General features: G+C 68.8%; 30 protein-coding genes and 1 pseudogene. 22 read left to right on the forward strand and 9 right to left on the reverse strand.

What is annotated here, in order from left to right:
* Positions 1–485 precede the first annotated feature (485 nt).
* Positions 486–1718, forward strand: coding sequence for a hypothetical protein (locus tag C1N81_RS05425; protein WP_394427328.1), 1233 nt, complete (start codon positions 486–488; stop codon positions 1716–1718).
* Here C1N81_RS05425 and C1N81_RS05430 read toward each other — a convergent pair.
* Positions 1679–1915: a hypothetical protein gene (locus tag C1N81_RS05430; protein ID WP_394427331.1), complete on the reverse strand. Its 237-nt coding sequence runs from the start codon at positions 1913–1915 to the stop codon at positions 1679–1681. The two genes, C1N81_RS05425 and C1N81_RS05430, sit on opposite strands and share 40 nt — an antisense overlap.
* Positions 1916–1968: 53 nt before the next feature.
* The gene (locus C1N81_RS05435) at positions 1969–2334 is read right to left on the reverse strand and encodes a DUF6233 domain-containing protein (RefSeq protein ID WP_394427334.1); all 366 of its coding nucleotides are present in this window, start codon (positions 2332–2334) and stop codon (positions 1969–1971) included.
* Between the two features lie 121 nt (positions 2335–2455).
* On the opposite strand from C1N81_RS05435, the gene C1N81_RS05440 reads away from it, so the two are divergent.
* Positions 2456–3013 carry an ATP-dependent DNA ligase gene (locus C1N81_RS05440; protein WP_394427335.1) on the forward strand — a complete coding sequence of 186 codons (558 nt, stop codon included), beginning with the start codon at positions 2456–2458 and terminating at the stop codon, positions 3011–3013.
* A 355-nt stretch (positions 3014–3368) separates the two neighbouring features.
* Here C1N81_RS05440 and C1N81_RS05445 read toward each other — a convergent pair whose 3' ends face one another.
* Positions 3369–4217: a hypothetical protein gene (locus tag C1N81_RS05445; RefSeq protein ID WP_394427337.1), complete on the reverse strand. Its 849-nt coding sequence runs from the start codon at positions 4215–4217 to the stop codon at positions 3369–3371.
* Between the two features lie 1392 nt (positions 4218–5609).
* On the opposite strand from C1N81_RS05445, the gene C1N81_RS05450 reads away from it, so the two are divergent.
* Together C1N81_RS05450 and C1N81_RS05455 are read left to right on the forward strand one after the other, a co-directional pair.
* Positions 5610–5858 (forward strand): hypothetical protein, encoded by a 249-nt coding sequence (locus tag C1N81_RS05450; protein WP_394427339.1) that lies wholly within the window; start codon positions 5610–5612, stop codon positions 5856–5858.
* Between the two features lie 203 nt (positions 5859–6061).
* Positions 6062–6268 carry a DUF6417 family protein gene (locus C1N81_RS05455; protein WP_394427341.1) on the forward strand — a complete coding sequence of 69 codons (207 nt, stop codon included), beginning with the start codon at positions 6062–6064 and terminating at the stop codon, positions 6266–6268.
* Positions 6269–6295: 27 nt separating this feature from the next.
* On the opposite strand, the gene C1N81_RS05460 is transcribed toward C1N81_RS05455, so the two are convergent.
* Entirely contained in the window at positions 6296–6673 is a 378-nt protein-coding gene (locus tag C1N81_RS05460; protein ID WP_394427342.1) for a hypothetical protein, read from the reverse strand.
* A gap of 520 nt (positions 6674–7193) precedes the next feature.
* On the opposite strand from C1N81_RS05460, the gene lexA reads away from it, so the two are divergent.
* From lexA to C1N81_RS05490, 6 genes are all read left to right on the forward strand, one after another.
* Entirely contained in the window at positions 7194–7886 is a 693-nt protein-coding gene (gene lexA / locus C1N81_RS05465; RefSeq protein WP_394427344.1) for a transcriptional repressor LexA, read from the forward strand.
* 444 nt (positions 7887–8330) lie between these two features.
* Positions 8331–8612 carry an HU family DNA-binding protein gene (locus C1N81_RS05470; protein WP_394427053.1) on the forward strand — a complete coding sequence of 94 codons (282 nt, stop codon included), beginning with the start codon at positions 8331–8333 and terminating at the stop codon, positions 8610–8612.
* Between the two features lie 898 nt (positions 8613–9510).
* Entirely contained in the window at positions 9511–9846 is a 336-nt protein-coding gene (locus C1N81_RS05475; protein ID WP_394427125.1) for a hypothetical protein, read from the forward strand.
* A 76-nt stretch (positions 9847–9922) separates the two neighbouring features.
* The gene (locus C1N81_RS05480; protein WP_394427346.1) at positions 9923–10315 is read left to right on the forward strand and encodes a hypothetical protein; all 393 of its coding nucleotides are present in this window, start codon (positions 9923–9925) and stop codon (positions 10313–10315) included.
* Positions 10316–10908: 593 nt separating this feature from the next.
* Positions 10909–11601 (forward strand): GAF and ANTAR domain-containing protein, encoded by a 693-nt coding sequence (locus C1N81_RS05485; protein WP_394427349.1) that lies wholly within the window; start codon positions 10909–10911, stop codon positions 11599–11601.
* An 86-nt stretch (positions 11602–11687) separates the two neighbouring features.
* Positions 11688–11912, forward strand: coding sequence for a hypothetical protein (locus C1N81_RS05490; protein WP_394425641.1), 225 nt, complete (start codon positions 11688–11690; stop codon positions 11910–11912).
* 115 nt (positions 11913–12027) lie between these two features.
* Here C1N81_RS05490 and C1N81_RS05495 read toward each other — a convergent pair whose 3' ends face one another.
* Both C1N81_RS05495 and C1N81_RS05500 read right to left on the reverse strand, forming a co-directional pair.
* Positions 12028–12336: a hypothetical protein gene (locus C1N81_RS05495; protein WP_394425639.1), complete on the reverse strand. Its 309-nt coding sequence runs from the start codon at positions 12334–12336 to the stop codon at positions 12028–12030.
* Positions 12300–12536 carry a hypothetical protein gene (locus tag C1N81_RS05500; protein ID WP_394425638.1) on the reverse strand — a complete coding sequence of 79 codons (237 nt, stop codon included), beginning with the start codon at positions 12534–12536 and terminating at the stop codon, positions 12300–12302. Before C1N81_RS05500 ends, C1N81_RS05495 begins: the two co-directional genes overlap by 37 nt.
* Before the next feature lie 567 nt (positions 12537–13103).
* On the opposite strand from C1N81_RS05500, the gene C1N81_RS05505 reads away from it, so the two are divergent.
* From C1N81_RS05505 to C1N81_RS05530, 6 genes are all read left to right on the forward strand, one after another.
* Positions 13104–13871 carry a DUF2637 domain-containing protein gene (locus C1N81_RS05505; protein ID WP_394427351.1) on the forward strand — a complete coding sequence of 256 codons (768 nt, stop codon included), beginning with the start codon at positions 13104–13106 and terminating at the stop codon, positions 13869–13871.
* 149 nt (positions 13872–14020) lie between these two features.
* Positions 14021–14239, forward strand: a complete 219-nt coding sequence (locus tag C1N81_RS05510; RefSeq protein ID WP_394425634.1) for a cold-shock protein — start codon at positions 14021–14023, stop codon at positions 14237–14239.
* A 733-nt stretch (positions 14240–14972) separates the two neighbouring features.
* The gene (locus C1N81_RS05515) at positions 14973–15506 is read left to right on the forward strand and encodes a hypothetical protein (protein ID WP_394427352.1); all 534 of its coding nucleotides are present in this window, start codon (positions 14973–14975) and stop codon (positions 15504–15506) included.
* 61 nt (positions 15507–15567) lie between these two features.
* On the forward strand, positions 15568–15840 hold the full coding sequence (locus tag C1N81_RS05520) for an SbtR family transcriptional regulator (protein WP_394427354.1): 273 nt from the start codon (positions 15568–15570) through the stop codon (positions 15838–15840).
* Positions 15841–16044: 204 nt separating this feature from the next.
* A complete protein-coding gene (locus C1N81_RS05525) occupies positions 16045–16812 on the forward strand; it encodes a response regulator (RefSeq protein WP_394427356.1) in 768 nt (255 codons plus the stop codon).
* A 232-nt stretch (positions 16813–17044) separates the two neighbouring features.
* Positions 17045–18814: a SpoIIE family protein phosphatase gene (locus tag C1N81_RS05530; protein ID WP_394427359.1), complete on the forward strand. Its 1770-nt coding sequence runs from the start codon at positions 17045–17047 to the stop codon at positions 18812–18814.
* A gap of 101 nt (positions 18815–18915) precedes the next feature.
* Here C1N81_RS05530 and C1N81_RS05535 read toward each other — a convergent pair.
* Positions 18916–19185: pseudogene (locus tag C1N81_RS05535) on the reverse strand (TetR/AcrR family transcriptional regulator); the annotation flags it as partial.
* 73 nt (positions 19186–19258) lie between these two features.
* Between C1N81_RS05535 and C1N81_RS05540 the strand changes: the two are divergent.
* Both C1N81_RS05540 and C1N81_RS05545 read left to right on the forward strand, forming a co-directional pair.
* Entirely contained in the window at positions 19259–19879 is a 621-nt protein-coding gene (locus C1N81_RS05540; RefSeq protein ID WP_394427360.1) for a carbonic anhydrase, read from the forward strand.
* Positions 19880–19926: 47 nt separating this feature from the next.
* On the forward strand, positions 19927–20742 hold the full coding sequence (locus C1N81_RS05545; RefSeq protein ID WP_394427362.1) for a hypothetical protein: 816 nt from the start codon (positions 19927–19929) through the stop codon (positions 20740–20742).
* Here C1N81_RS05545 and C1N81_RS05550 read toward each other — a convergent pair.
* On the reverse strand, positions 20724–21011 hold the full coding sequence (locus C1N81_RS05550; protein WP_394427365.1) for a cold-shock protein: 288 nt from the start codon (positions 21009–21011) through the stop codon (positions 20724–20726). The genes C1N81_RS05545 and C1N81_RS05550 overlap by 19 nt on opposite strands.
* 960 nt (positions 21012–21971) lie before the next feature.
* Here C1N81_RS05550 and C1N81_RS05555 point away from each other — a divergent pair.
* Both C1N81_RS05555 and C1N81_RS05560 read left to right on the forward strand, forming a co-directional pair.
* Entirely contained in the window at positions 21972–22256 is a 285-nt protein-coding gene (locus C1N81_RS05555; RefSeq protein WP_394427368.1) for an STAS domain-containing protein, read from the forward strand.
* Positions 22257–22784: 528 nt separating this feature from the next.
* On the forward strand, positions 22785–23330 hold the full coding sequence (locus tag C1N81_RS05560) for a hypothetical protein (RefSeq protein WP_394427371.1): 546 nt from the start codon (positions 22785–22787) through the stop codon (positions 23328–23330).
* A 190-nt stretch (positions 23331–23520) separates the two neighbouring features.
* On the opposite strand, the gene C1N81_RS05565 is transcribed toward C1N81_RS05560, so the two are convergent.
* Positions 23521–24039, reverse strand: a complete 519-nt coding sequence (locus C1N81_RS05565; protein WP_394427373.1) for a hypothetical protein — start codon at positions 24037–24039, stop codon at positions 23521–23523.
* Positions 24040–24382: 343 nt separating this feature from the next.
* Here C1N81_RS05565 and C1N81_RS05570 point away from each other — a divergent pair, with 343 nt between their 5' ends.
* Positions 24383–25003, forward strand: a complete 621-nt coding sequence (locus C1N81_RS05570; RefSeq protein WP_394427375.1) for a hypothetical protein — start codon at positions 24383–24385, stop codon at positions 25001–25003.
* A gap of 252 nt (positions 25004–25255) precedes the next feature.
* On the forward strand, positions 25256–25450 hold the full coding sequence (locus C1N81_RS05575) for a hypothetical protein (protein WP_394427378.1): 195 nt from the start codon (positions 25256–25258) through the stop codon (positions 25448–25450).
* The last annotated feature ends 970 nt before the right edge of the window (positions 25451–26420 follow it).

The following is a 26420-nucleotide window of genomic DNA, read 5'->3' on the forward strand; positions in this document are numbered from 1 at the left end:
GAGGGGACAGGCCGGTCGGGATGGCCCCGACTCCCGAACTTTCCGGTGGGCAACTTTCCTTCCTGCTGTGGGCGACGTGGCAGCGGTTTCGCTTGTCGCCGCTCCCGTGACGGCGCTCCACCAGGCGTGCAGAGGCCGCGGCTGTCCGGCGAGCCGCCGGCGTTGTCCCGCCCTCAGCTGGGCGTCCGACGGGTCCTCAGCATCAGCGAGCACTGAAGACAGCGCCGCGTGTCCAGAAGGTTGGCCGAAAGGCGCTGCACGAAGGTGTTTGGGTTCGCTGTATAAGAGAAGACATGGAGTGCTGCATAAGGGTGCAGCACTGAAAGTGAAACGAGGAATCAGCCTTAAGTCACGTTCTTCCGCTCGCCAACGGTCTGCGCACCGATCACCCGGTACCGGGCCTGCCCTTCGTCGACGACTCCCACATCCCGCTCGATGAGGGCCCTGAGGCCATCGAGGCCGTCGGCCGCCACGAGGCCAGCGGTATGTGGGGCCGCTTCGACCGCAACCGCACGACCGACAGCTGGTATGCCTTCACCACCGACCCCAGGCAGCACACCCTGGGCTGGTCGGTGCGCTGGCACCCCGAGCACGGCCGCAGCGTCCTGCTCATGCGTGACGGGGACATGTCCTCGTGGCACCTGAAGTGGGCCTACGAGGCCCTGTTGTTCCGCGCCGGCGACTACTGGTTCGACGGCACCACCTGGTACCGACCCGGCCAGGTCTGGGACCCCATCACCCAGGACTACGAGCACCGCAAGGCGCGCCTGGCCGTCACCGTCACCGCCGCCGACATGCTCGACGGCCGCGCCGACCCGTCCCGAGCCCACGTCGGCAAAGTCGCCACCTTCGACCCCGACGCCCCCAAGCCGGACAACTGGCTCGACCACCTCGCGCTGTGGGCCGAGCTCCGCACCACACAGGACAACGCGCTGCCGCTTCAGCAGTGCATCGTCGACCTCTCCAGCCCCGAACTCACCGCGAACCAGCTGATCGGTGTCCCGGAGATGGCCGAGCTCGGCGGCATCACCGCCTCCACGCTCCGCGCATACATCTCTCGCGACAACAGCGATGTCCCGTTGCCGCAGGCCACCGTGAGCGGCCGCGACCGGTGGGCCCGCGCGGTGGCCGAGGACTGGGTGGAATCCCGCGAGCGCTCCTACACCAGCATCGGCGAAGCGATGTCGGCCGGCGACCGCCACCACCTCTCCCCGGGCGCGGCCGAAGTCCGCGACCGCTTCGCCGCCAATTTCCGCAACACCCTGTGGGACCGCCCCGACGTCCGCAAGCGGTGGGTCCTGCGCCAACGCAATCCGGAGGCTGTCGGTGAGGTCGCCGACGAACTCGCCTGGACCGTGGCCGCCAGCCTGGACCGCATCGTGCCCACCGACCACCTGCACCGGGTGGTACGGGCCGCGGTGCTCTTCGACTGGATCGAGTCGGCCGAGCTGTTCGCCGACGAACCGGAGGTCAAGGACTACCACCTCACTCTGACGGTCCCCGTCGGCAAGATGCTCGACTGGTACGTGCGTTGCTTCCCCAGCGAGGCCTCCGCCTGCATCGGCGACATCCAACGCGCCGCCCACAAGCGGTGGGGCATGTCCGCCGCCGACTCTCTCCGCGCGCTGCGCCGGGCCCTCGCGCTGGACGGCAAGCTGACCGAGCAGCAGCGCGCAACCTACTTCGCGCTGCTCGAACCCCGCGAGGACCGCAGCTGACCGGACCGAGAACGCGACGCATCGGGCCAGCGGCCGAGCTCCCATTCCCGGCCCTGCTCGTCCGCCTCCGTCAGACGCACGGTCGTGCCGGGTTGGTCCCTGAACTCCTCGACGTAGCTGTCGTACTTGGCCTCGGCGACATCGGGGTCGGCCCACCAGCCGGTCAGGACCTCGCGGCCGCCGACGCACAGCACCACGTGGTAGCGATCCGGGGAGGGTGCACCAGGCGCTGACAGGTGGTGGGCGGAGGTCACGTCAGACCCAGGGCGGTGTCGGGGCGGCAGTGCGGGCAGGGCGGCACCGGCCCATGATGCAGCGCGTCACGCGCTTGGTCGGCGTTGATGGGCCGGGAGCGCTTGCCTGCCATGTGACAGGTACCCGCGTGGACGTAGACGGCAGAGCGCCCGGTCAGCCCCACCTCCAGCAGCCAGTCGGGCGGCTCGGGCCGGGCGGCCAGGCCGCGCGCGTGCTCGGCACGGCGGCGCTTTTCGTCCTCGATCCAGCGCCGTGTGCGGGCCAGGTCCTGCTCCTGGACGCGCTCGAGGAACAGCAGCAACTCGAGCCGGTCGGAAACTTGCGCAGAACCCGTGGCTGCTTCGGCATCAGTGCTGGTCACCTGGCACCTCCTTCCCTCTGGACTGAACCGAACCTTTGTTCGAACATGGTATCGGGAGGAACCACTGGTGGCGGAGTAGCCCCGCGCGCGGTCATGCGGGGCGGGGGAGAGGGTGGGGCGTGTGGAGTACCCGGTCGACGTGGCGCTGGCCCAGCAGGTTCCCGCCCTGCCCCAAGGGCCGGGGTGGTGGTACGAGCCGAAGCTGGACGGCGACCGTGGAGTGATCTGGCGGCGGGAGACCGTCCGCGTTCAGACCCGCTCAGGCCGGGACGCCACCGCGCAATGGCTCGACGTCGCCACGGCCGCGATGGAGCTCCCGCCCGATACTGTCCTCGATGGCGAACTGGTCATCTGGCGCGATGGGAAAACCGACTTCGGCGCGGTCCGCTCGCGCGCTGCGGCTCGCGGCCGGCGCCTGGCCGACCTGATGCGCCGCTACCCCGCCTCCTACGCCGCGTTCGACTGCCTCATGATCGCGGGCCGCGACCTTCGCGGCCGCTCCTACCGGGAAAGACGCGCAGCACTCCTGGACGTCCTGGAACCGCTCGGGCCGCCCTTGCAGGCCGTCCCCGCGACCGATGACATCGAGGTCGCGCGCGTGTGGTTCGACGTGCTGCCCGAGCAGGGCGTGGAGGGCGTCGTCGCCAAGCGCGCGACAACCCCCTACAGGCCGGACTGATCTTGGCGAAAAGTACGGCACAGTGAGCCGGTCGACGCCGTTGTCATCGGCTACACCGGCCCCCGAAGACGCCCCACGAACCTGGCTGTACGCCTGCCTGACGGCCGATGCGCCCTCACACAGACTCTGCCCCCGGCGCTCGCCTCGCAGGTCGGTGCCTACCTGCCTGCCCCCGACGGCCCGACCCTGCACGCACGCACCGCGTCGGGCGACAGCTACACCACCGTGGCACACGGCTCGCTCGTCGAAGTCGCATCGGGCACCACACGACATCCGGTAGTGACCGTGACCCGCCTTAAATGACTTACGGAGGCGCCCTCAGCGCAGGCCCCGCCTGTGTGAGCGTCGCTGACGCTCATCGCCTGCTCCCCTCACACCAGACCGGAACGGGCAACGCCGCGGCGGCGACAGGAACGTCGGTCTCAGCGACGCGGTGCAGAGACCGCCCGCGGCCCGTGCCACTGATCTCCGCCCACCCTTCCCCGCCCTGGGTGCCGCGTTGTGCCGCCTCGAAGTGCATCCGGTGCAGCCACACTTCCGTGCGGCCCGGGAAGACGGGCGTATGGGTCCACAGCAGTACGTCGTGGCCGTGGCTGCTGGTGGCGGGCAGAACCAGGGCGCCGTCGACATCGAGGCGGAGCTCGAAGCGCTCACCGCTCGGTGCGGCAGGTTCGGGCAGGTAGAGCACCCTGCCGTGCACGGACAGGTTCAGGGCCGCCTCGCGCTGCTGCTGGCCGTGTTCGTTAAGGGGGAGGAACTGGCAGGAGGTGAACGCGAGGCCCTGGACGAGCGGTGGCTTGTCGGGCGTGGCGTCGGGTACGGCGGCGTGGCGGCCCTGGTGGACGACGGACCCGCGCCGCGTGATGGCGATGCGGTCGGGGCCGGCCTCCATCCACGGCGTCTCGAACGGGTCCGCGTCATACAGCTCGGGCGCTCCCGCGTACCAGCCACCCCCGATTCCCTCGGGCGCGTCCGCGCTGAGCAGCCGCAGCTCGCGCCCGTCGTCGGTGACTTCGTAGACCTCGGTCCACTGCGGCAGCGTCTTTGTCGCTTCCATCGTGATGGCGAGTTGGTCCCCGGCCTGCGCGGGATACCAGGGCGCCCGGGTCAGCCGGTTGTGCCCGCCCGTCACGGCAGCGATCTCCCCCGCAAGGTCGCGGCGGCGCTTGGCGTCCTGGGCCCGGCTGAGCGGCGATTCCGGCATGGCGGTGCTCCTCTCCTGATCCGCCGAACCGGGCCGGTTCGGCGTGACGAGACGAGACCGTGACAGACCACCATAAAACCTGTCAAGACCTGTGTTTGCAGGGCTAGTTGGGCATTTGTAGCTAAGTACCCGCTCGCGTACACAAGGCCCGGATTCACCCGCACGGGCGGCTTCAGGCCGTTCCCGGCTCACGCTCTGGCATATGCCGGGTGGGGCGAGGAGACTCGCCTCCGTCGCGCTCCGACCCGGCGCGGCGGCCAGCACGCGGAACGCGGAACCTCGTGCACCCGAGGGACCCGGACCCCGCCCCTCGGTGGCCCGCGCGTCCCTCGGCGGTCCGCGCCCTTCACCGCCTGGACCATGCGCAGCGCGACCCCACCCCGACCCACAGTAAAAGCGCAGGTCACACCCGACTGGTGCGCGCAGTGGTGCGCCTTTTGGTGCGCACACTGGTGCGCGGTTTCTCGCGGCGCACCAGGACACCCGCAGGTCGCCCCCAACCATCCGTGATGTGGTCTCGCGCCCTGCCTCACGCCTTCGTCAGGCGTCGTCGCCGCACCAACCCCCTGCCACAGGGGGAGCCACAGGGGGTGCAATCGGGGGTGCCACAGGGGGTACCAAACCCACTACCGTCACCGGTTTTGGGAACGTCCCGGTACCCCAGTGAATGCGCAGGTCACGGCCTACCGGTGCGCATTTGGTGGGCGTACCAGTGGCCCCGATAACCCCTCGTGCGCCCCCACCGGCCAACGGCAGGCAGGCGGGAGGAGGAAGGGCAGGGCAGGACTGGGCAGGTGGCCGGCGGGCGCGCGCTCGGGGTGCGAACCAGGCCGCGGGGGCGGTTCTCTGTTGCGCGTCGGCGCCGCCTCCGCGCCCGACGCGGCCCGGCGGAGCGGGCCGGGCACTGCCAGGTCGGGAGACGGCCAGGCGCGCGGCCATGGCGCCGTCTGGACGCGCTACAGCGCCTTCCGCACCCAGCACAAGATCCGTCACGCTATCCGTACTGCTATCTGTACAGAGATCAGTACAAAGATCTGTACCACTATCTGTCAGTGCCCAGCTCCCGCGAAGCGTCCATTACCGCAGGTCAGACACCCTTTTCGGGACCGGTGCGACCCTGACAACCCCGTATACGCACCCCCGACCGCCCTGAGCACCTGGAAGAAGAGAAGGAAGCAGGCAGCAGGCAGGGACGGCGGCGCGCGCCCGGGGTCGGGGTGCGGTGCCGTTCCCGGCCGCGTCGGCGGGGCCTCCGCGACCGGTGAGCAGGGGCGGGGGAGGAGCGGGGCGCAGCAGCGCCCAGCGCCTGCCCTTCTTTCAGAAGCTGTGCGAGAACCTCGGGATATCGGTAAAGCCTGCTCGCACACCATCGATTGTGTGGAGCATGGCTCCATGACAGAGCTGCTAATGGACCCGTTCGACCCTCGTAGGGACGGCACCGAGCCGGTTGATGCCGCGGCGGTTTCGCTGGAGCGCCGCGCCCTCCTCAACGTCATTGCGACGGTCGCAGATCTCCTTCAGGAGGCTTCAGACCAGGGCTTCCGCCTCGGCGTTGAGAAGGATCGACACCATATTGCCCAGGCGGCTGTCGCCGCCGCGATCACCGAGATGAAAGCCCAGGGAGTCGTCTGGGACAGCTGACTTGGACCTTCGAGTCTCAGGTTCTCGCACAGCTTCTCAAGGAGATGTGCGCAGCATTGAATGTGCGCGGCCGGCCGAAGGGCGTTCGTGCGCCGCGTCGCCTTGCCAGGAAACGGAGGGCAAGGTCAGTCCGGGGATCCTGGTTCACGCACGTTCAGCCGTATCAGGCGCACCCCATTCGGCTCCGGAGCGTTGTAGCGGCCATGGATGCATATGAGCCCACTGCTGTCACTTCGCTGATTCCTGCACAGGACTCCCTCACGCACCGGTTGGAGCTGCTGACCCTCGAAGAGGCCCATGATCTGCTGCGGCTTCTGCAGCTGATCGCCGCTGAGGGCGAGGAGGAGCTGTCGAGGGAGGCCGAGTGGTTCGCCCGCGAGATCACCGCACGCATCCCCTCGGAGAACTGACCGCAGAGTGCGGGTTCAGCGCTCCGGTCAGGCCGCTTCGGTTACGTCGCCCCTGGTCTCACCGGGAAACGGGACAGCGGGCTGAGTGTCAGGAAGATGCTTGAGTTCGCTGCGCTTTCGTACGAGTTCTGGGCCTTCGTACTGCTCCCAGTGCGGGTGGCAGACGATCCGGGTGGCCAGGTCGCGTTCTCGCTTCTGCAGCTCGTCGTAGGCGGCAGCCTCGTCCGCAGTCCAGCCGTCGGTGGCGGGCCGCTCGAAGGGCCGCCACCCGTCGATCTTCACTGCGCCGCTCGGTTCGCAAGACCAGCTGAGGCGCTGCTGCAGGGCGTGCAGCTCGGCCTGTACCTGGTGGAGCTCGCGCTGATCGGCAACGAGGTCGGCGGGGAAGTCGGGTGCAGCGGCCATGGCGGAATGGTAGGCGGAACGCCCCGGGCGCCTTCGCGCGGCGCCGGGGGACGGGCGGGAATCGGACCGGCACCCATCTACAAGCCGGCCGAGCAGGCAGCAGCCCTCGCCGAACTCGACCGGCTCACACGGGACTTGCAGAGGGCCAGCGCCGCGATCGACGAAACGCGCCCGCTCATCCACGCGGAGATCATCAGGCACTACGCAGCGGGCGTGAGCCCGGAGGAGCTGTCCGCTCACACCCCCTATGACCGCAAGTGGATCGGGGGAATCGCCCGCGCCGGCAGCACGGTCCGACAGCGGCAGAAGTCCCAGTCACCACGTAAGACTTCAGAGGCAGGCTGACAGCGCCGAGACAAGCCTTCGAGAAGGGCCCGCACGTGCAGGGGCCCCACCGCTTGCGTGAACGCTGGCGGTAAAGCGGTGTGAGCACCTTTGGCCGACCGTGAGTCGAAATGGTGTTCCGTTTGGTGGTTGGTGGGGTTACGGTCCCTTTACGCAAGATCGCAAGGGGGACACGATGAGCACCACCCACGCCCTGCCGGGACGGCCTCCCGGCGTCCGCACGGGTTCTGACGGGCTGACCGGCCGCCAGCGGGCCGTGGTCGCCTGCATCGCCGAATCGGTGGAGCGCCGGGGATATCCCCCGTCGATGCGGGAGATCGGGCTGGAGGTCGGCCTGTCCAGTACGTCCAGCGTCGCGCACCAGCTCCGTGCGCTGGAGCTCAAGGGGGTGCTGCGGAAGGATCCCTACCGGCCCCGCGCGTACTGCCTCGCTGGCCAGGAAGCCGCTCCCGAGCACGGCCCCGCTCGCGAGTTGGTCGATTCCGTTGCTGAGACGGTGGCGGTGCCGGTGGTCGGCCGGATCGCGGCCGGCGTGCCGATCCTCGCCGAGGAGATGGTCGAGGACACCTACCCGTTGCCCCGGCTCCTCGTCGGCGAGGGCGACCTCATCGCGCTGAAGGTGCTCGGTCAGAGCATGGTGGAAGCAGCCATCTGTGACGGTGACACGGTCGTGGTCCGCCGTCAGCAGACGGCTGAGCCCGGCGACATCGTCGCTGCCTTGCTGGACGGCGAGGCCACGGTGAAGCAGTTCCAGCGGGACGCGGCGGGCCACGCCTGGCTTGTCCCCCGGAACCGAAATTACAGGCCCCTGGCCGGAGACGATGCGCAGATCGTCGGCAAAGTCGTCACCGTCCTGCGCGCCCTCTAGCGAGCATTCCCGGGCGGGGAAGCACAAGGAACCGCGCTCTCACCGTTGTCTCCCCGGACGCTACCGCTGTGTCGAAAGGGGCGGTTGGGACCCATGGGAACCTCCGTGGGGCCGATCTAATTGCAGGTGGAGCTTTGCCCAAAGCTTCCCTGCGGGGCGCTATTGTCAGCGGATGTCGGTGACACAGCAGGAACCGGCGGGGGACCGGTCGGCGGGAGATTTAAACGCGCGCATCCGCGCGCTGATGATGCACAGAGGCGGCCCTCTCAGTGAGGAGCAGCGCCGGGAGTACATCGAGTTGCTATCGGCGTGGGCTGACGCGATGCGTGGCAGGTGAGCCGGTCAGGAGCGGGTTCGTCGGTGGCGGCTGGCAGTATAGGGACTTTGATCCCGCCCCCGTCCAGGGGCCGGGGCTTCTTCCCTTGAGTCCTGTGGAGTTTTGAGATGACCCGTACTGAATTGGTTGCTGCTCTGGCTGAGCGAGCCCAGGTGAGCCGTAAGGATGCCGATGCTGTTCTGGCGGCCTTCGCCGAAACGGTGGGTGAGGTTGTCGGCAAGGGGGAGGAGAAGGTGACCATCCCCGGTTTCTTGTCCTTCGAGCGCACGCACCGCGCCGCCCGGGAAGGCCGCAACCCTGCTTCGGGCGAGGCCATGACGATCCCGGCCGGTTACAGCGTCAAGGTCTCCGCCGGCTCAAAGCTCAAGGAGGCCGCCAAGGGCAAGTGAGCCCACGCGGTCCTGGGAGAGGGACGGCTTCGGCCAGGAAGGGCATGGTTCTTCTGCGCCACCCCTGGCCGAGGCGCAGCGCACGCGTGCGAAGCTGACCGGCCGCGGTGGAGCTCCCGTCTGACAGTGTCCTCGATGGCGAACTGGTCATGGCGTGACGGTGCGACTGACTTCGGCACGGTGAGTGCGCGCGCTGCGGCCCGCGGTCGGCGCCTGGCCGACTTGATGCGCCGCTACCCCACCTCGTATGCCGCGTTCGAGGCTCCGGCATTGCCGGCAGGGACCTGCGCGATTGCTCGTATGCCGAGCGGCGCGCGGCCTCCTGGACGTGCTCGAACGGCGGGAGGGACGCGGGTGTGGGCGGCACGCCGGGGCGGGGGCTGGGCTCGGCGTCCCTTCCGCGGCACCGGTGCGGGTGGGGCGGCGTGGACAACGTGCAGGGTTGTGTGGTCTCTGCGGTGTTGCAGCGTTCTTTCTACCTAAAACGGTCCGGAGATCACCAGGGCGCCTTATCCGGAAAACGCGGTCGTTTTTCGGCTCGTCCACGGTGCCGTGCTCGTTGCAGGGGCTAGCGGCAGCGGTGCCGTCTGGTGCTTGGCGAAGGGCTGGTTCTGCACCCCCGGGCGGCCTTTCGGGCCGTACGCGTGGGGGAGTAGCGTGCTGAGCAGTCCGTGAATATGCCTCGCCGTTAGCGCGGCGCAGGCTTTTTCGGCGATCTCTCGGGCCCGTGGACGGGTCCCCTGCGCCAGCGGCTGCCGTGCGGGACCCTGTCGCCCGCTTCATACGCACCGCATCGCCCGTCTGCCGTGAACCCGCAGTCGCCCTTCCCGCGTGTCTGCAGGCCTCCCGTCACTCGCCCGCGCAGTGGTGCCCTGTCCGCGAGAGCGGGGATCCGGCCGTGCGCGCCACCTTCTTCGTCGACGACCTGTGCCTGATCACACCCCTGCGGCACGAGCAGGGGGTGCGCCTGTTCGGTGAGGTGGTCGGGGCGCACCAAGTGCCGCTGGCCACCGCGGTGGCCGACTGCGCGAAGCAGGCCGCGGAGGTCACGGTCGACCTCGTCCAGGTGACTTACCTGTCCAACAGTGCTCTGGCCACCCTGGTCGGTCTGGCCCGCGCCCTGCGCCCGCCCCAATTCCTGTGCCTGCAGGCCGGACCCGAACTGCGTCTGCCCGAGCGCCTGCGGGAGCGCGGCTGGGACCAACTGCCCTCCCTGCGCCTGCACGAGGCGTGACCTGGCGGGGGTTCCTGCTGTCGCGGGAGGCAGCAGGAACCCCCGCCCCACCCTCCGCCTCCCGCACCCACTTGGCATGCGACGGTGCACCGCACCGTTCCGGCTCTGCTTGGAGGCTGTTGTGCTGCCCGGCTTCTTCATCGACGACCACTTAACGATCACCCCGCTCCGCGACACCGACGGGGTACGTCTGCGCCTGGAGGGTGAGCCACGCCTCGCTCACCACGAACCGCTCACTGAGGCGGTGAACGCCTGCATGCGCGCCGCCGACGAGGTCACCATCGACTGCCGCCGCCTCGCCTCTCTCTCCGACGGCATCCTGCACACCCTCGTCGCCCTGGCCGGCGGCCTCCGCCCGCCACAAACTCTGTACCTCAAGGCCGCACCGGACCTCGCCCTCGCTGAACGGTGCGCCAGCCAGGGATGGGACCAGATCCCCACCCTGCGCCTGGTCCTGATCTGCGCGTGAGCCGGCGCTCCAAGTCCACGCCAGGCCCAACAATCCCTCGAACTCCCACTTGAGGGCAGGCTGGCCGCGCCGTCCGTTATCCCCGAGATGGCGCGGCCTGCCCGCCTCGACCACGAGCGCCCGGCCAGCGGGAGGACGGCGGGTGCCCTGGGAGCGGGTGGACCGCTCCAGTGTCGGCGCCGGATGCGATCCACAATCGAAAACTACCCGGAACCACGCGGTTGTCACCTTTGGGGATAGCTGGTGTGCCATGGTGTGGGCTCTGCTGTGTGGACCCGCACGTGGTCCTCGGCGAGTGGGGAGGCCTTGTGGATGTGGCTCAGTACACGAGAGTGGCGGTCGGCCGGGCGCGGCGGCGGCGCCGCGGGCGCCGGCCGCATCCCGCGGAGCCGTCCTTCACCGTTGCCGAGGTGGTGCCTGAGGTGGTGCGGTCGCGCCCCGCGCTGCCGCGGCCGCACACGTGCTGCACCGTCGAGCAGGTTCACGGATTCTTCGGCAGTACCGTCGTGGTCACCACCCTGCACGCGGGGGACTGCCCCGTCTGGTCCGCCCGTAGCTGACCAGTAGCAAGGGGTGCTGCTGGGAGGAGCGAGATGGACTGGCAGGGGTTTGCCGAGCAGATGGCGTCGATGGCCCGCACGCTGCTGGCTCAGCCGACGGTGGATGCCACCCTGAAACAGATCACCGAGTCCGCCCACGACCTGGTCGGAGGCTGCGATGCGGCCGGCATCCTCCTTCTGGAGAACAAGCAGGCCCGCACCCTGGCCCCCACCGAAGCGCGCGTGGTGGAGTGCGACCGGCTCCAGGCCCAGCTCGGCGAGGGCCCCTGCTTCGACGCGGCCCGGCGAACCGATGGCGAGCGCGTCTACCGCATCCGCGACCTCGGTGAAGAGCCGTGCTGGCCCCACTTCGTCCCTCAGGCCTCCCGCCTGGGGATCGGCAGCATGATGGGCTTCCTGCTGTACACCGACGACGAGGACTACGGCGCCCTCAACTTCTACTCCCGCCGGCCCGGCGCCTTCACCGACGTCGGCGAGGCCGCCGGCTGGCTCCTGGCCTCTCACGCCGCGGTCGCCCTCGCCAGCGCCCGCACCCACGCCCAGATGGAACAGGCCATCACCACCCGCCACCACATCGGCGAAGCCATGGGGATCCTCATGGCCCGCCACCACGTCACCGAGGACCAGGCCTTCGACGTCCTGCGCCGCTACTCGCAGGAGAAGAACATCAAACTCCGAGAGGTCGCCCGCCTGGTGTGCGACACCGGCAGTCTGGGCCAGCCCTGATCTTCGCCGCCAGGCAGCGGTGCCGCGGCCCTCGCCCCGGTCTGCTGCGGCTCGCGTGCCGCAGCAGACCGGGTGAAGCTGGGGATGTGAGGGAATCGCTGTTCGTCGTGCACTGGCCGTCCTCCTCGGGCGGCCGGCGGGTCACGGTGCGCAGCGACGGGTGGGACCAGGTCCTTGGCACCGCCTACAGCGATCACGACCTGGTCGTCTTTCTCGAGGGTGCAGGCGTCGCGGATCCCGAGGCTGTTCTGGATGATCCGGAGTGGGTGCAGTGGCGTGGCCGGCCCCCTCATGAATTCGGCGTCATGTGACGTCCCCGTGGGTGTTGCAGAGGGTGTCGGTCATTCCCAAGGGGCGCCTTGGCATCAAGAGCGACTCTCGTGACGGGCTGTGGGTCCTTCACGCAGGTCTCAGCGGGTCAGGCGGTCAGCGCTTGGGACGCGCCTGGCGGGTGCCCCAGAACACGGTGCGGGCGGAGCGGACGCGTGCTTCCTGGCGTTCCTTGTCACAGGCGTGCTGGTAGGCGGCCTGCAGACTGTCCGCCGTGGCCAGGCGACCGCTGCCGTCGGGGGTGGTGCGCCAGATCCGGGAATGATGGTGCAGGCCGCTGGATCCTGCCGCGGGGGAGGGCGCGGGGAAGACGTCTCCCGCCGTGAGCACAGCGGCTTCCTCCAGGGGCTGCAGATACGCGGTGATCCCTACCTCGGCCAGCAGGTAGAAGACCGGGCGTGGCACCAGGTGAACTCCACAACCGGCACTGCCCGGGCTTCATCGCCCAGCTCCCACAGCAGGTTCAGCGCGAGCGGCTGGGTCAGGCACACGACATCGAAGCGCGCCCCGCACGGGAACACCGTTAGATACGGCGGATGTTCCCACTGTTCCTGCGCCTGCCGGGGGCTGGGGTGGCAGGCGGCCAGCCATTGCTGCCCGTCCATGGACCGACGCTAACCCCGCCGCTCTACACGCGTCATACGAACGTGACAAGCCACCCCTCAACTTGCTGTATATGGCCGGGAATCGACGCGGAGCCCGCCTGCAGCCCCACGCCATTGAAGTGAAGGGCTGCCTGTATGTATTGACAGCCACTCGAATGCCGCGCACCTTTCTGCCCCGGGGTCCGGTTGGGTGCAGCATGAAAACTGCGCAAAAGAGTGATTCTGCGGAAGGTGTCGCCGTGGATGCATTCTTCAGTCGGACTGCTCCGATTCGCATGGGTGTCTGGTTTTTTACACCGCCAAGCCCCGATGCCGCGCCGGTGATGTCGCAACCTGGCGGACGCGTTGTTGACGTGCGGCACTCTGCCGGCCCGCTGCTCGAACTCCTGGCCCGGCTCACTGACTTGGAGAGTGCCTACGGCGAACGGTACGAGCGCCCTGCTGCTGTGCCGGCGGCGTGGGCACGGCGTGCATGACCTGCCTGGCCGCCACCGCCGGTCCTTCATCCCCAGCCCCGCCAGTACCAGGGCGGAACCGGCCCGGCCGTCCACGCCATGGGGCCAGGCGGTGTCCGCTCTGGAACCGCCGGCCGTGTACTGGGATCCGACCGAGGAACTGGCCCACCTGCTGGGCGAGGCCATCGAGGAGACCCACGCGCTCTTGGACCCGCCAGAGCAGGTCGAGCCCATTCCGGATGCCGCAAACACATCCCCCGAACTCGCGGACCATGCTGGCAGTGGCGCCGACGGCGAAGAAGCCGCGGCCGGAGGCGTCAACGCCGCTGACCTCAGCCCCGTGCGGCAGGTTGGGTTACCTCGCCGGACTCGTCCGCGGCGCCGTCGCCCGCGCTACCGCCTGCCGGGAGGGCTGCTGCGGCTGACCAGCTTGCTGATCGCCGCAGCCGCAGCCGCTCTTGTCTGCGGGGTGTGCATCTTCAGTGGCGTCGTCAGCTACCAGCCTCTGCGCGAAGTGGCCGTGCATCACACGGACCCGTTCTCGACCGACGCCTGGCCGCTGCTGGTCTACGGGCCCTGGACCGTCGCCTCCCTGTCCGTGCTGAGAGCCGGCCTGCACCGGCGCCGCGCAGCCCACTCCTGGGCAGTGGTGCTGCTGTTCTCACTCGTCGCGATGGCGCTGTGCATCACCCAGGCCGCACCCCATCCGCTGGACGCCGCCACCGCCGCCCTGCCCGCCGTTGCGGCCCTGGCCTGTTTCCAGCAGCTCATGCGCCAGATCACCCTGAGCCGCCCCCCGCGCCAGACCCGCTCGCGTCACCGCACCCGCTCCGTACCCCGGCAGCAACGACGAGCTCCCAAGCCTCCGTCCGTGACATGACCAAGCTGTCGAACCGGGCCGTCGGACGAAGCAGGGGCGGACCGGTTGGGGCAGGATGGCGGCGAAGTGCTCCGTCCGGAGCCCTCTTTGGATGCTGGGTTCCCGCTGCCCGGATGTGGGCAGCTCCGGCTGATGTGAAGGATGCAGGTATGGCCAGCGGCACCGTGAAGTGGTTCAACAGTGAGAAGGGCTTCGGCTTCATCGAGCAGGACGGGGGAGGCCCGGACGTCTTCGCCCACTACTCCGCCATCTCCGGCAACGGCTACCGCGAGCTCCTCGAGGGAGAGAAGGTCACCTTCGACATCACGCAGGGCCAGAAGGGCCCCCAGGCCGACAACATCGTCCGCGCCGGGCAAGCCGCCCACTGACCGGGGCACGCACCCGGGGCACGCAGGCCAGGAAGCAGACCCCATCCGGCCCTGGCAAAGAGCGTTCCCGAAACACCAACCGCATGCTGCTTGCATCGTGACCGGGCAGCGTATGCGTCGTTGATGTGATGAACGGCGGGTGCACGCCGACTCCGGCCGGCCCCGGTCCTCGAACCCCGGGGCCGGCCGGGCAACAGGCCCCAGGCCAGCTCGCGTGCGGAGGGCGGGCCGGGCATGGTATGTCTCCGGCCCGGCCCGCCGGGTGGAAGCGACGAGCCCGAGCGTGGAAAGGCTGCCGCGACGGCTCCAACATTCCGGCAGGACCCCCTTTGACGGCGAGCAGACGCGCCGCTGCGGTACGCCGTACGGCCCAGGCGCCAGGCTGGTGGTCCTGACGGACTCCGTCCCGCTCCTCCTGGAGCGGTGGCCGGCATCCCACAGCCCCCAAGGTGATGGGCGATTGACGGCTGCCGCCGGCGTGCGACACCGGCAGGCCGGTCCTGATCTGCGCCGCCAGGTAGCGGTGCTGCGGCAGCGGGCACTCGAAGGCGCCGGGCGGGCTCCGCACACGTCTCAACGTCCATCTCACCGTCTGCGTAAAGTGCCGCATACTCGCCAAAGAATTAGATGCAACCCATTTTTCTGTCATGTTGAACACCGTGCGGGATTGTCTCGGCGGGCGTTCAGCCCATTGCATGAGGAAGCTCCTCAATCCGGAAACAGGTATGGATGCATGACTGCCGGAAGCGACTACGACGCGCACGGGCACACCCTCTCCATCGCGGACGCGCTGCGTCACAGCCCGCACATTGCCGATGTCCGCCACGATGCCGCGAACCTGGACCCCGCGGTCCTGTTCACCACCCCGGCAGGGAGCGGCTTCGCCCTGACCCTGCGGGCCCCCGTCCTTGAGGAAGGGCCCGACAGGCCGACGCTGCCGGAGACTCTTGCCGCCGCGATCCTCAACCACCCCGGCTTCCGGGCCGCCACCCCTGACACGGCCGCGTGCGCCCTCACCGTGCAAGCGACGGGCGGCGCCATCTACCGGCTGGAGATCGAGCCCGCACCGGACGCCGATGCCGAGGACTTCCACTCCGAGCCGCGCGAGGAGATCGCCCTCGCCGCCGGCCGCCTCCTGCACGGCACGGCCAGCGCCCAGGAGCGTGCGGTAGCGGACCTGCTCAACTACGTGGCCAACACCTGGGACAAGCAGGACATCCCCATGCTCCAGCACGCCCACAACCTCGCCCGCACCCTGCTCGACTAGACGACGGCCGCTCAGGCTCCCGCTCTGCTCGCGCCCGCTTACGAGGCTCCCAAAGTCCGGCATGGCCGGCGCCCTGCAAGCCGTCGTCGCCACCGGCACCAACCCGTACAACGAGAGCCACCACATGATCCAGACCGCTCTTGCCTCCCTCATACAGGCCGGTACGGCGACCGGCGCGATCCGTTCCGACGTCAGCCCGGCCGACATGGTCGCCGCACTCACCGGCATCGCCCGCACCTCGGCCGAACCCGACAGCGCGATCCGGCCTGACGCCTCATCGATCTCAATCTCGACGGACTGCGACCCCTATCACCCGAGGCCCGGCGACCTTTGACAGGGGCCAACTCTCGCCGCTTTGCGGCTCGCGGATCTGGGCCGGTGAACCGAAGCGTTCCATCAGGACCAGCGCCTGGGCGACGGCGTTCGTACCAGCACTCCGGCTTTCGGGCAGAGGGTGGGCGGAGGCGTGGTCCGTCTCGGAGAGCACCTGTGACAACAAATGTTGTCGAATTGGCCTCTTGGGATCTACAGTCTGGGCATGTTGGACGGGCGAGGGTTGCAGGCTGCGGAGCAGGAGACGGATTCCGTCATTGAAGACGCGGTGGCCCGGCTGGCCCTGCGGCTGACGCACGAAGATCCACACGTCCCCTCGCCGGCGGACGGCAGCGCAGCCGGACGGCCGCTGAACAGGCTCCGCGTGCTGCACCGGATCCAGCTGGCCGCCGAAAGGCTGCAGCAGGAGGCGGCCGCGGAGGCGGCCCGGGCGGGTGCCGGATACCCGCAGCTCGGTGCAGCCTGCGACATGACCCGCCAGGGCGCCCGCCGGCGCTGGCCCGGACTCTTCAACCACTCAGCTGAAAGACCCACGGAGAACCCAGTGATGACCACCCCCACCCGCCCCTTCGACGTCCTCCTGGTCGAAGACGACGTGGCAGACGCGATGCTGATCGAGGAAGCCCTCACCGCGCGCGGTGCCCGCAACCTCGTCCAGGTCACCGACGGGCTCGCCGCACTGGAACACCTGCGCACCCCGGGCACTCCGAGGCCTGACCTGATCGTGCTGGACCTCAACATGCCACGCATGAACGGCCGCGAGCTGTTGAAGATTCTCAAGACCGACGACGAACTGCAGACCATTCCGGTGGTCGTCCTCACCACCTCCAACGCCCCCGACGACGTCAACGGCGCCTACAACAGCCACGCCAACGCTTATGTGACCAAGCCCGTCAACCTGGGCGAATTCGAGCAGGCCGTGCAGAGCATCGACACCTTCTACCTGGAAACCGCCTCCCGCCCACGTCCCTGAACTACCGTCCCGGCGTCGACGGCGCGCTGTGCGGTCACCCAGCGCCGCCCGGCCACCCTGGCGGCGCTCGCCTGCCTGGCTGGGGTCGCCGGGCCGGAATCCCTGACTGCCGATCTGGCCGCCGGCCCTGCATCGAGCTTGCAGGGCAGCCATATATCGAGCGCCGCATGGTGCTCACCGCCGTCCGGGCTCTTGGCGCGGGTGACGTTCCTGCCGACTGAGGAGCCCGATCATGGACCGTCCGGAGATACCGCCTGTCAGTGCGGCCGGCGTGGAGGAGATGCTGGAGTGCGCCGATGTCGGCATCTACGCAGTTGACGAGCGCGGGCACATCGCGTGGGTCAGTGACCGGGCGTTGGAGTTGTTGGGCCGCACGACAGAGCAGATGGTCGGCCATAGCGCCCACGACCTGCTGCACTGTGATGTCGGCGGGCAGCCCATTCCCCGTGAGCTGTGTGAGCGCAGCCGGAAACTGTCCAGGCCGGATGCCCTGATCTCCCGACATGCCTGGTTTCCTCATGCGGACGGCACGCTGATGGCCGTCCAGTGGTTCACGCTGCCGTGCCCGCCGCAAGCGCCGGCCGTAGCCGCCCTGATCGTGTTCCAGCGGGCCCAGACTTCGCGGCATGGTGGTGAACGACCTGCTTCCACGGCCCGAGGCCTCTCCGAGGGGGAGCGCTTGGAGTTGCTTGCCGACACCACCGCTCAGCTGATCTACAACCTCGATGTCCACGGGTCTTTGCGGCGGGTCGTGGCTCTCCTGCTGCCGCGCGTCGCGGACTGGGCCGTCATCGATCTGATCTCCGAGGGTGACGAAGTCGTCCGCTCTGTGGTGGTCTCCGCCAAGGACGGTGTCTTGTGCACCCATGAGGGCCTGCAAGGCCCGATGCCGCCGATCCCCGCCACCTCGCCCATGCCGTTGGCGAGGGCCTTGCGCGGCGTGGCCGCCTCGCTGACCGGACCGGAGACGTATGCGAACCCGCCCGGCACCGGGCTCGCTGCTGAACAGGCGAAGCTCTTCAAAGCGGCCGGCATCCAGACCGCGGCCATCGCCCCCATCCGTGGGCCCCACGAGATCCTCGGCGCCCTGACTCTGGGCCGTACCAGCCGCGAAGAGCCTTTCACGCCCTGCGACCTGGCAATGGTGGAAGACATCGCCCGGCGCATCGGTATCGCCCTGGAAAACGCGCGCCGCTACCAGCGCCAAGCTCAGGTCACCGAAACCATGCAGCGTTATCTGCTGCCGCAACTGCCCGCGTTGACGGGCGCACAGATGACCACGCGCTACCTTCCCGCCTCCGACGCCTCACACGTGGGCGGCGACTGGTACGACGCGCTCACCCTGCCCAACCAGGACACCCTCCTGGCCATCGGCGACGTGGCCGGACACGACCTGAAGGCCGCCGCCGGCATGGCCCAGCTGCGCAACCTGCTCCGCGCCTACGCCTGGTCCCACAACCAGCCGCCCCACCACACCGTGCAGCTCGTGGACCAGGCCATGGGCCACGTCACCGACGTGCGAATGGCCACCCTCATCCTCGCCCAGCTCAAGCACGAAGCAGACGGACAGTGGAGCCTGCGCTGGACCAACGCAGGCCACCCGCCACCTCTGCTCGTAGACCACGACGGCCAGACCCGCTACCTCCAGGAGGGCAGCGGCATCCTGCTGGGGACAGCCTCCACCCGGCCACGCCCCGACGCCCGGATCACGCTGCCACAGGGATCCACCCTCGTCTTTTACACCGACGGACTGATCGAATCACGCCGCCACAGTTTCGATGCGGGACTCGAGCAGCTGCGCCGGCATGCCGCTTCCCTCGCTCACCGGCCGCTGGAGTCCTTCACCGACACGCTCCTGGAGCGCGCCCGGCCCCGTGACAATGACGACGACGTCGCCCTCCTCGCCATCCGTATCCCCCTGCCGCATTCGGTTACGGCGCCAGGGCATGCAAACCATCGGCCGCTTCCGGAACTCCCGGCCGGCCACAGGCCGCATGCATAAGCATCGGACTTGCTTCGTGTCCTGCCAGGGAGACCGCCGGCTCCTTTCCAAGCAAGACACGGCAGCACACTGTGTTCCAACGGCTCCGCACCTCACCGGCCTCACGTCCGCGTCTGAGGGCGAAGTCCGTCCAGGAGGATGTCCAGGAGGCGGTCTGCCGGGACCGCGTTACCGGACTGGTGCGCGACGGTGAAGATTCCGATCAAGCCGGCTGCAACTTCTTCGGCGGTGACGTCGGGCCGAAGGTCTCCTGATCTGCGGCCTGCGTCGAGGATCGCCGAGACTGCGTGCAGGAGCGCGTCCCTGGTCTGGGCGTGGCTGACCGCGCCGGACTCGATCAAGGCCAGCAGAGTGTCGAGCATGCCGTCCTTCAGTGACGTGCCGCACGTCGCCCGTCACGGGGCGTCAACCGCTCCTTTCTGCAGGTCCGGTAGGTTGTCAAACATGCCTAACGTCGCATCGTCATCGCCTGCTGAAGCGTTCGCCGCTCTGCTGGAGGGAAATGATCGGTTCGTCCGGGGAGACCTCCTGCACCCCAACCAGGGCGCGGAACGGCGTTCCGAATACGCCCAGCAGCGCCCCTTCGCGGTGCTGTTCGGCTGCTCGGACTCCCGGCTGGCCGCAGAGATCATCTTCGACCGCGGTCTCGGTGACCTGTTCGTAGTGCGCACGGCCGGTCACGTGGCGGGCCCCGAGGTCCTGGGAAGCATCGAGTACGGCGTCACCGTTCTCGGCGCCCCCCTCGTCGTGGTCCTCGGCCACGACTCCTGCGGCGCCGTCACCGCCGCCGCCGAAGCGCAGCGCAACGGCGTCGAGCCGTCCGGCTACGTGGGCGACGTGGTCGAGCGCGTCATGCCCAGCGTCCTCGCGGCTCGTGCCACAGGAGCCACCGAGGTCGACCAGTTCGTCGACGAGCACATCCGCCGCTCCGTCGACGGTCTCGTGCAACGCTCCGTACCGCTGGCCCGGCAAGTGGCAGAGGGGCGCTGCGCCGTCGTGGGCCTCTCCTACCGACTCACCGAAGGCACCGTCAACCGGGTTGCCAGCCAGGGACTCCTCGACTAGACCGCCGGACTGCAGCCGCACACCCCCTTTTCTTCACGGAGTAACTCATGACCGATCCGGCGGCTGACGCGACCGGCTCCCCGTTCGCGGGCACAGTCGCCGTGATCAGCAACGACGACCACAACGAAGCAGCTGAGCCACTCAAGGACTGCGTGCATTGGCTGCGAGACATCGCCGGGATCGACGCCGTTGCTGTATCCCTGAGCCCCGGCAACCTCGCTGAAGCGCCCGCGGCGGTGCGGGCCGCCGCACCACGCGGTCCGCTCGCCTGCCTCCTCCTGCACACCAGCCCAGGCTGCCCTGAAGCCCTGCGCCAGGTCCTGCACGACGAGAATCTGCTGGTCGTCACCGACGACAACCTGCGAGCGGTCACTGTGGCAGCGCAAGTCCTGAACGCACTGCGCAGGACAGAACGCCCGGCCGGACAAAGCTCCGTACTTCTGGCCGGCAGCGACCAGCTTGCCGAACTCGGACCCCTCCTCGTCGCCGTCGGCATCTTCGACCTCATTTTCTGGAAGAACGCCGATGCCCCGGCCTTCCCGCTGGGCCGAGTTGCTGCCAGCGCCAACATCGTGGTCGACCTCGTAGGAGCGTACGACGATGCCCGTGGCACGCTGCCACAAGATCCACCGCAGGTGATCCGCAAGCCGGCGCTTGCCGACTCTCTGACGGCGCTGCCTGGCCTCCTCACTGCAGCAGCTGACACACACAACCTGGACATCGACACCGACGTCCTGGCAGCCGTGGCCCAACTCCTCGCCACCATCTCGGAAACGCTTCCACTGCAAACCCCGGATGAAGCGCTGACCAGCAACATCGAATGGGTTGCCCGCCAAGCCATGCGTCACCCCCGCGGAGCCTGACCTCCGAGCACACCAGAACAGCGCCCCGGGGCCACGAGACGATGCTGCTCACTGCCCGGGCGCTGGCCCGGCTTCCTGATCCAGGCGCATGACGTCCTCGCCCACCGGCCCCCGTCAGCGATATTGAAGGTGACCGCTTCGCCCTCTATGAGGGGCAACCTGTCCGGGACGGCTTCAGCGGCGGCGAAGACGTCGGTGTCGTTGCTCTCCAGGACGATGAAGCCGCACCCCCGCTCGGAGTTGAACCACTTCACCGTGCCACGGGCCACGACGGATTCCTTCTGGGCCCGCAGAGCACGCTTGTCGTCGCTTCAGGATCGGGCATACACGCGGCCGGGGCAGCACCGACCGCGAACAGCGCTGCGCGACGCTGTCCAGCCAACGAACTCGTCGAGTCCGGCATCCGCCAATACCTTGAGGACAGGGGAACGGCCTGCTGGAGTCCGGACACCAAGCTGCTGACAGGCGCCGCTGTGCGCCGTTGCTGTACCCCGGCCGGGCCCCCGGCCCACACTGCCGGGCTCGGGCCGGGCCCGCGGCAGGGCGGCGCAGCGGCCTGGGGAGCTGGACCAGGAGACCTGCTGCAGACCCCGTGGTGCGGACAGGGGCCGACCGTCGCGTTGAACCGCTCGCCTGGCAGGCGCCGGGTGCTGTACGCAGCTCTGGTTGGGCCCGGCGTGCGGCGCCCCGGCGACCGCTGCCTGTTCTGTCACCAGAGCCGGGGCCACGTCAGTGGTCGACAGCAGGACTTCCACTCGCAGTGCATGCGGCAGGAAAGCGCATCACAGGCTGTGTTCCAGGGGCCGCTTGTAGCGTCGATCACTTCTCTTGGGGTGGTTGGTCGGGCGGCGCCGTTCCCTCCGGCTTCCCCTGTGCCTTCTCCAGTGGCGTCGCCCGACCGGCTGACGATGAGCGGGTCGATTCTCATCGTCACGCCGCATCTTCAGGTGATCTACGCATGCCCCCGTCACAGCACTTTGTGGCTACACGTCTAGGTGAAGCACCGGTCATGTGTGTGGGATCCAGGCCGTGGCGGCGGGTGTTGTGTCACCGGTTGGGTGGGGCGCACGGCGGTTTCCCTCGAATCTTTGACCGGTATCGGGGTGTGGCGGGTGAGAGGGCGTGTTCCTGGCGGAGCGTGGGGGAGACGGTGCAGGGACGGTTCAGGCGATGGTGTGGAGGCGGTTGTGGCTGGGGTGGCGTCTTTGGGATGTGCGGGAGGTCTGTGGGTGATCGAGGTGAGCGGGGAGGTCGACTGCACGGAGACCAACGAGCTCACCGACACCGTCGCCGAGGCGCTCCGCTGCACGACGGGGCCGCTCGCCTTCGACCTGAGCCGGGTGTCATTCTGCGACTCCTCGCTGCTGAACTGTCTCCTGCACGCGCGCCGTGAGCGTCCTGTGCTGCTGGTGGGGGTCACGCCGCAGACGCGGCGGTTGCTGAAGGCCACTGGTACTGCCTCGGTCTTCACCTTCCACGACACGCTCCGCACCGCTGCCGCCGTCCGAAGCTGAACCAGGGAAGCGGGTGTCGGATGTGACCGGGTGCGGCCTGATCGGAAGCCGCGCTGGCGCTCTGGTGGGCGGCGGGTTCCTGTCCGTGTGAGGTGCCGGTCAGGCAGGAATCCGCCGCCCGGGCCGGCCAAGGGCAACGGGCCCGGCCCGGGCCGACAGTCCCCTGCTTGTCCGAAGGGACCGGTGGGCCGTGCGGCACGTATTTCCCGTTTAGTGAACTTCACGCCACTCCGTGACCAGATCCGGTATCTGCGCGCTGTGCGGGTCATTCGTGGCCGTAACCACTTGCTCCACCCGCAGCGCACACGGGATCGCGATAGCGCACACGGGATCGCGACAGCGCACGCTGACCCGCTTTGCGCATCACATGGCCCCGAACGGGTCATAGCGCGCGCTACGGCAAGCGGGCACTCTGAGGACCCTGCCGCCCCAGGGGCTCCACCGCCATCACACGTAGTGTGGGCTGCCGGAGGCCGGCCCGTCGCAGCGTTCCGGGAACTCCTGGAACGAGACGAGAGGATCGCACCCATGCGCAGATCAGCCAGGAGCATCGCCGCCGCTCTCCTCACCGCCGCGATATCCACCCTCGCGCTCACCCTGCCCGCCGCTCCAGCCAGCGCGGACGACACCCTGGACACCCTCACGTGCTCCAGCACCTCCACCACCACCTACGACCCGCCGATCACCACCACCCCGGCCACCAGCACCCGCACGATCAGCCAGACCTACGGGCCCTGCGTCGGCACCGGCGCCGCCGCGGGCATCACCGGCGGCACGCACACCTCCTCCAACACCACCAGTCGCTCCTGCCTGCAACTGCTGTCCACGGCCACCGTGTCCTGGACCATCACTTGGAGCAACGGACAGAGCAGCACCGTCACCGCACAGCGTGTCTCCAACCTTGCCGGAGCGGTCTTCACCAACGACTTCACCGGCACCGTCACCAGCGGCTACCTGGCCGGCCACAGCTTCATCGAGACGATGACCGCACCGTCACTGCAGATCACCAACTGCACCTTGCTCGGCGGAGCCGTCTCCAGCATCGGCGCCGTGCACACCTTCACGCTCCTCTGAGCGCAGCGCACGGGCCGCACCGGGCACCGTTCGAGTGTGGCGCCTTCGACGCATCGGCGTGCCTGCCCAGGCGGACTCCGCGTGTGCAGCAGCCTTGGATGCGTCGTGGCAGCCGACTCACCCTCGCACCGTCACGGCAAATCGGTCGTGGTCCGGCCTCCTCCAGTCACGGCCGGACCACCACCGGTGCTCAGCCGCCGCGTCCGGGGCGGGTGTGGCGGGCGCCCCAGAACACGGTGCGGGCGGAGCGGACGCGTGCCGCTTGCCGCTCCTTGTCGCACGCACGCCGGTAGGCGCTGTGCAGGCTGCCGGCAGTGGCGAGGCGCCCGCTGCCGTCGGGGGCGGTGCGCCACATCCGGGAGTGATGCTGCACGCCGCTGGTCTGTGCCTGGGGGGAAGGCGCGGGAAGGACGTCTCCGGCCGTGAGCACGGCGGCTTCCTCGTCCAGCGGCTGCAGGTATGCGGTGATTCCGACCTCGGCCAGCAGGTAGAAGACGGGGCGCCGCGCCAGGTGGTACTCCAGCACCGGCACCGACAACGCCTCGTCACCCAGCTCCCACAGCAGATTCAGGGCAAGCGGCTGTGGCAGGCAGACGACATCGAAATGCGACCCACACGGAAACACCGCCAGATACGGCGGCTGTTCCCACTCCTGCTGCGCCTGCCGTGGGTCGGGGTGGCAAGCGGCCAGCCACTGCTGCCCGTCCATGAACCGACGGTAACCGCGCCGCTCTACACGCGTCATGCGAACAGGTCCGATCACGGGTCAACTGCGCGTGTATGGCTGGGAATCGACGGGGGCCCGGCTCCGCCTTCACGGGGATACGTTGCAGGCGGAGTCGGCCCGGCCGCGCGAAGCGGCAGCACCATCATCGCCGGACCGGGTGATCGGTGACAACGCCTCAGTGATTCGCTGAGCAGGCCTCGCTGCGGGCGGTGGCCATGTTCGACGCGGCTCAGCAGTCCCTTCAGGGATGGCGAGGGTGAGCGGCGACGCAGTACATTCCGATCGCTTAGACAAGACCCGCCGTGGGGGGATCATGAAGTGGGCCATGAGCGACGACTATGCGTCGTTGCTGACGACGCTGATCGTGGCCGTTTTCGCCGTCGGCACGATCCAGACCTACTCGTTGATGAAGCGCTGGGGTGACGCTCAGTCGGAGCAGATACGCGAGCTCGCGGAGGCCCGCGTCCGCGTCACCGATGCCCTTCACCACGGTACGCAGCCGACGGAGGAGGATTTGCGGGTAGCGGGCCGTACGTCCTGGACACCCCTCCTGATGTTCCGCAGAGGGATCGCTCCCTACATCGCAGGTCTGGTGTGGACCACGGTTGTGATCATCCTCGGGATTCAGCAAGTGCGGATCCTGAAGTGGACCGCGGCGGCCGGGGACGACCCCGACCCGCACCTTGCGCGCACGTCCTTCTACATGGTCACCGGTGCTATCGCTCTCCTCCTGACGGAGGGCATTGTGCGAGCTTTCGCCCAGACCATGGCAAAGCAGTTCGGATATCTGAAGCCGCTGTGGAGCTACCCTCGCGCTGTGCGCGCGCAGATGGACTGCGCTGTCAAGGAGTACCGGCGGACCGGGCAACTGCCCACACTGCCCGCGCCGTCGTCCGCACCGGTGCCGACATCCGCTGGACAGGGCAGTTCCTCTGGCACTCCCTGAGGCGCGGAGCACAGCGCACCGATCAGAACGCAGAACACGTCCCCCCAGTACGCCTCCCTCCCGAGGGGACGAACGTCCCGGCATTCTCCGGTAAACGGACTGGTCAGCGAGGAGTTGCTCGGCTTACCCCCGCGCGAGGCACCCTGCGCCCTGTCCGGGAGATCTCCAAGACGCAAGGGCATGGAGAGCCCACTCTCCGCCGCCCCACCGCACCCGGGCCGTCCAAGTGCTCTGATCTGAAAGGGAAAACGCGTGTCGACGCTCAAACTGCTGATCATCGTGCTGCTCGCCGTAGTCGTCGCCCTCACCGTCGGCGCGGTGGCCTACACGGTCTACAGCCACCCCTCGCTCAGCGACCCGGTCACGGTCGGCATCGCGACGTTCAGCGCACTCGTCGCCGTCCTGGCCCTCGTCCTGGTCATCGGGCGCGGGGGCAGCGACGCCTGACGGAAAGGAGTCGGCCGTCGGCACGGCGGCGGGCTCCATCGCCCCGCAGATAGACGCTGTACAAGCCCAGGATGGGCCTCCCGGGGAGTAGTGGGCGTAGCCAACACCCCGTGGACTACCAGGACCCGGGGCGGGGAGGGCCGGGAGAGGGATCGGCCCGCCCCGTCAGCCCCTCAGAGAACTACCAGGTCAGAGCGGCTTTCTGGCTCAGGCAGGGGCGGGAGGGGCTGAGATCTCGACTTACCAACTGCGTTGCGTGCGGGGGTATGCGGGCGCGCGTGAGAACCACTATCAGTAGAACCTTATACAAAACTTCTCCGCACAGCGATAACTGGGAACTTCAGCCCCTCCCGCCCCTGTACCTGCACCGTCGACCGCCTTTGACCTGGGAAAACGCGTTATCCAGTGCAGTGCGGCACGGCGCCCCCGCCCCCGCCCCAGCCCTTCCGCCCCTCTCCAGCCACTCCACCGCGCGCCGGGACTGCCGTGGCGCCTTGCAGGCACCGGAGACAGAGCCCCGCGAGGGCGGGGCACCTACGGCAGGGGCAGGAGGGGCTCAAGCGCAGGGACGACACAACGCCGAGCAGGCCGATGAGAGCGCGAGACCGCCTGCATCGACGCAAAGGGCACCCGTCCGGCAGGCCAGCAAACGCTTAATGAGGCCACTCCGAACTGCACAGCACGCGAGAGGCGCGGCAGGCAGGGCCACCACCCGGCCGTTCCCACGACGGCAAGGGGCTGAAAACCAAGCACGCGTACGAACACGCGCCCGGCGCGCGTGGCATGCCCCCACCCTGCGCTAGGCTCGCTTCGTCCAACGGGGAACTCCAGCCCCTACAGCCCCTGAATGTCGAGCAGCCCGCCCGTGACCTGCGCACTTCCACCTTCAGGTGCGCATCGCCCGCACCCTGACCAAGGACCCCGCAGCGTGTCCCGCCCCTTTGCACCCCGCCCCGCATCCTGGCCGCTC

The organism is Streptomyces sp. SGAir0957 (assembly GCF_043523415.1).